Here is a 3,635-nt window from a genome sequence, read left to right as displayed (position 1 = left end):
ACACGGCACAATAACCACGACCACGTGGCCTACTTTTCACCGTCGCTTCTGGCCTACTTTTCGACCGTCGTCAACACCAGCTGCGAGCGACAGTCGAGTACACCCCTTATCGACCTACAGATAAGGGGACTACTGACGCCAAGGAAGGCCTGGTCGTCCACGGGATATGAGTGACGTGGCGGGGGAGTGCCCGATTCCGGTCGGACAGATCCGCTCGGGCAGTTGTTGGGATGTCGGCTGGTAATCGTTCTGTCCCGCGTGAGGGGGATGGCTGCCGGCTAACGCAGCCATATTGCGTACTAGATCGCTTGCTACTTTGCTAGCAAGTGAGCTAGAGTGTAAGCTGGCAACCAAGCCTACAAGCTAGTTAACAACCAAATAAGCCCGATTATTGGCAAGCCAACGAACAATCAAGCAGGCAAATTAGCAAGCACGCTAATTGGTAAGCATGAAAGGGAGTCCTCTAGCAAACCGGCCTGGAGGGGAGTTCACTTGCTAGAAAGCAAGCACATCGGACGGCCGACCACCATCCAGTTCCGTGAATCGAGATGCGCCTATGTCCAAGGACAACCAGATCAGCTTCCGCGTAGAGCCCGAGCTCAAACTCGACTTCGAGCTCGCGCTCGTCTACCGATCCGCACGCACAAAGAAGAAAGCCACCGCCGTGGCGGTCATGACCGAAATGATCAACCAGTTCGTAGCAGAAGAAACCAAACTCCGGCGAGAAGCAGAAGAGGGCAGACCCGCATGAACAACCACCTGCGCACCCTCGTGAGCGCTGCAGCCACCATCGCGGCCCTGTCGGTAATCGCACCGGTTCAACCCGCCGCGGCAACATCCCCGGCCACCATGGCCTACCCCGGGATGACCATCATCCAAGGGGGTGTCAAATGCACCCTTGCCTTCATCGACACCACCCGTCGCATCGGATACTCAGCCGGGCATTGCAACGACGGGAATACCGTCACAGACGAAACAGGCAACCCCATCGGCAGCGTGATCGAATCCCATAACAACCGCGCAGGTCACAGCAGCACCGGCCCGGACGACACGGTCATCGACTACGAGACGATCAGCATCGACCCCGATGTCGCGGTCACCGCCCAACTAGGTCCCGCGCTCACTCGCCCGATCGTCACGGAGCCCGGCATCCGCCCCACGCCGGGAATGACGGTCTGCCACCGCGGCGCCACGACGGGCGCATCCTGCGGCGAAATCGACGAAGTCCACGACGGTTGGTTCACCATGAAAGCCGGAACCATGACCAGTGACCACGGAGACTCCGGTGGTCCGGTATACACCTACACCGACGAATCTGGTTCCAGCCCAGTCATTGTCGGCATTCTGCGAGGCCTCAACGGGGCTAACACCGCAGCCGTCAGCTGGCCGAACACCCTGCGCCAAGCCGCAAACGACGCAGCCAAGCTCAGCAACACCTAAAGCCTTGACGTACACCGGTGAACCGCAGGCAATCGCGGCCGCCCCCGAAGGAACGGCCGCAGTGATTCATGCAATGCGGCATAGGAAAAACGGAGAGTCGCGGGAAGAGATCAACATGCCAGGACGCACACACGCTCTATGCGACGATGTTCGGGCCCAGCTAGCTGAGGCCATCAGCCAGCAGATCACCAACAATGGCTGGACCCAAAATGAAGCCGCACAGCGACTAGGGGTCCGCCAGCCCCGGATCTCGCACCTGGTCAACGGACAAACCAGTCGCTTTTCCGTGGACGCCCTGCTCCATCTCGCTGCGCTGGCCGGACTTCAAGTCCAAGTGAGCGTCAAACCAAACTAAGGACCACAGGCCCCGGCGGCGGGGGAGTGGGCCCAAGCTATCGGCGACAACGCACCCGGACCCATCGCCGGCTGACGACGGGGTCCTCTTGAACGCCGCCGTCCATCTGGACAGGGTGAGACGTAACACCGAAATGGCCGAAGCCGACCCTAAAGACCCACTGCGCGAACGCATATCGGGCCGCTCCAAAACAGCCATGTCGGTCGCCGCTGACACAATCCGCCGAGCGAAAGGAACCGACATGACCTCCCGAAAGATGATCAGCACAAAACTGAAGGCACTCCTCGCCGCGACAGCGGCCACCATGGGAGTAGCCGCGTGCAGCCCCGCCGCCGGCTCCAACATTCCACAGCCATCACCAGGACCCGCGGACACCGCCGACGGGGCATTCACCTTGATCCAGGAACCCCAAGCCGGCTACTCCTCCGTCGTCAGCATGATCAACAACGCCGCTAAATCGTTCCGGCTCACCATCTACGAACTTGCTGCCCCCGACGTCGAAGCCGCCCTCATCGCCGCCCACCAGCGCGGCGTCGACGTGCGCGTCCTCCTGGACCAAGCGTTCCACGGCAAGCAAACCAACCAAAGCGCCTACGACAAACTCACCACCGCCGGAGTCGCCGCCCGATGGGCGCCGCCGGGCCGGATCGTACACGAAAAGGCCTGGGTGACAGACACATCCACCGCAGTGGTATCAACCGCCAACCTGGACAACCGCTACTTCGCCACCAGCCGCGATGCCATGATCCAGATCGCCGACAAAGAAGACGTCGCCGCGATCGCCGCGACTTTCGACAGTGACTACGCCCAAGTAGCCACCGGCCGACTCTCCCAGGCCGCACCAGGCCCACATCTGCTCTGGTCCCCAGCGGCCCGCAACGTTTTCATCCACACCATCAACGGCACACACAGCACCCTTGACCTCACCACCGAAGTCCTCAAAGACCATCAGGTAGCCATCGCGCTATCCCAGGCCGCTCAGCAGCGCGGCATCGCGTGCCGGATCATCCTCAACGCAGACCAGAAAACGGAACCAGCTGTTCAACAAGTACAGCAAGCCGGCTGCCAGATTCACTACCTGCCAAAGTCAACGACCGGCCTCTACATGCACGAAAAAGCCCTGATCAGTGATGGCGGGGCATCCGGAGCGATCATCGGCTCGACTAATCTGTCCACCATGTCACTTCTGGAAAACAGAGAACTGTCCCTTCGCCTGGATAACTCCACTGCGCCGAAAATCATTGCCGCGGTGGACAAACAGTTCAACAGCGACTTCGCAAGCACATCGCCATAACCCACAGTGGCCGTCCCGACAGCACATCGTTGACAATGGCACGAACCGGCGCCCGCTATGGAAATCGCCGGGCCATGCACATACCGTCAAACCCGTGAGCACCCCCAACCCTGCGCTATACGGCCCACATGCAAGCAGCCCCGACACGGCAACTGGCGGCACCCCAGCGTGACAAACGGCGATCCCGCAACTGCAACCGAGCACGCGACACCGACGTGGACCATCAATATCGCCGGACAACTCGGCGAAACCGCCGCGGCCGTCGACGAATTCACCTACACACTCGCCAAACAGTCCATCCTCCGGACCTACCTGACCTGCGCCCGGGCCGGAACCTTGCCAGCCAACTGGCGAGACGCCTTGACCAAACACCTGGCCAGCACAGCCCCCGGAAGCCAGAACCACGACACACGCCACCGTGCCATCACCGACCTGGCGGCACTCGTGAAAGTGCCATGGGAACCGCACAGGATAGCGTCCCGGGGAGTGGTGGACTTCGGATCTGGCGTGGTTCACGCGTTGTGATCAACGAGTCATGGTGAACGC

Annotated in this window: 5 protein-coding genes; all 5 read left to right on the top strand. The window is 60.9% G+C overall.

Annotated elements, in window-relative coordinates; all coding sequences use genetic code 11:
- Positions 1-556: 556 nt before the first annotated feature.
- Complete coding sequence (locus AC3WTE_RS32455) at positions 557-751, top strand: hypothetical protein (RefSeq protein WP_492443724.1); 195 nt, start codon at positions 557-559, stop codon at positions 749-751.
- Positions 748-1,440 carry an Rv1815 family serine proteinase gene (locus AC3WTE_RS32450; RefSeq protein ID WP_492443723.1) on the top strand — a complete coding sequence of 231 codons (693 nt, stop codon included), beginning with the start codon at positions 748-750 and terminating at the stop codon, positions 1,438-1,440. The genes AC3WTE_RS32455 and AC3WTE_RS32450 overlap by 4 nt, the downstream gene beginning before the upstream one ends.
- Before the next feature lie 73 nt (positions 1,441-1,513).
- On the top strand, positions 1,514-1,795 hold the full coding sequence (locus tag AC3WTE_RS32445; protein ID WP_492443725.1) for a helix-turn-helix domain-containing protein: 282 nt from the start codon (positions 1,514-1,516) through the stop codon (positions 1,793-1,795).
- Between the two features lie 88 nt (positions 1,796-1,883).
- A complete protein-coding gene (locus AC3WTE_RS32440) occupies positions 1,884-3,089 on the top strand; it encodes a phospholipase D-like domain-containing protein (protein WP_492443721.1) in 1,206 nt (401 codons plus the stop codon).
- 168 nt (positions 3,090-3,257) lie between these two features.
- The gene (locus AC3WTE_RS32435; protein WP_492443720.1) at positions 3,258-3,614 is read left to right on the top strand and encodes a hypothetical protein; all 357 of its coding nucleotides are present in this window, start codon (positions 3,258-3,260) and stop codon (positions 3,612-3,614) included.
- The last annotated feature ends 21 nt before the right edge of the window (positions 3,615-3,635 follow it).

This window comes from Mycobacterium sp. FW102-FHT13B02, from assembly GCF_058790275.1.
The sequence above is the reverse complement of the archived record's forward strand: the minus strand, read 5'-3'. Positions and strand labels throughout refer to the sequence as shown.